Below are 868 nucleotides of genomic sequence, written 5' to 3'. Positions count from 1 at the left end.
GCGGCGACCGCTCCCCCGCCGGGGGTACGCCTCACGCCGCTCCGCCTCACCCGCCACAGCCACCTCGCGACCCGCGCGGGCGCCACGGCGCACCCCGCGGCGCGGGCCTTCGTGGGGGCGCTGCGGGAGGTACGGGAGCGTGCGGGCGCGAGGTGAGCGCGCGGGCCGAGGCGCCGGACGGGCCGCGGGCGCAGGGCCGGTTCGTGTGTGCTGGGCCGTCCGGGGAGAAAATCGTGGGTAAGGGAACGGCAAAGTGCGGTCGTTCGTTGGGGGGAGCATGACCGCAATGACCCCTGGCTCGAACATTCCCCTCAGCGCCGCCCGCGTGGCGGTCGACGTGACCGCTCCGGTGCGGCTCGACGTCTCGGGCCTGCTCCTCACCGCCGACGGCAAAGTGCGCTCGGACGACGACTTCATCTTCTACAACCAGCCCTCCGGCCCCGGCGTGACGTACACCTCCGGCGGCGGCACGGCGCCCGACGCGGTCACCGTGGACACGGGTGCCGTGCCTGCCGCGATCGAGAAGATCGTCGTCACCGCGAGCCCCGACGCGGCGGGCCAGACCTTCCAGGGCATCGAGCCCACCGCGACCGTGCGGGACGCGGACAGCGGCGCGGTCCTCGCGACCTTCACGCCGCCGCAGCTCGGCTCCGAGACGGCCCTCGTCGTCGTCGAGGTGTACCGCAGGAACGGCGCCTGGAAGGCCCGCGCCGTCGGCCAGGGCTACGCGAACGGCCTCGCCGGGATCGCGACGGACTTCGGGGTCAGCGTGGAGGAGGAGCCGCAGGCCGCCCCGGCCGCCCCGCAGGCCCCCGTACCGCCGAGCGCTCCCACCCCGCCGAGCGCCCCCTCCGCGCCCGTGGCGGCC

1 protein-coding gene is annotated in these 868 nt (G+C 76.0%); it reads left to right on the top strand.

Annotation, left to right across the window (positions count from 1 at the left end):
• Positions 1-286: 286 nt before the first annotated feature.
• Positions 287-868, top strand: a 582-nt coding sequence (locus G3I42_RS24565; RefSeq protein WP_164289377.1) for a TerD family protein, incomplete at its 3' end; no start/stop codon positions are given.

The sequence above is a fragment of the Streptomyces sp. SID11385 genome, assembly GCF_010548245.1.
Classification (GTDB): Bacteria; Actinomycetota; Actinomycetes; order Streptomycetales; family Streptomycetaceae; genus Streptomyces.
This window is presented reverse-complemented; position numbering and strand designations above follow the sequence as displayed.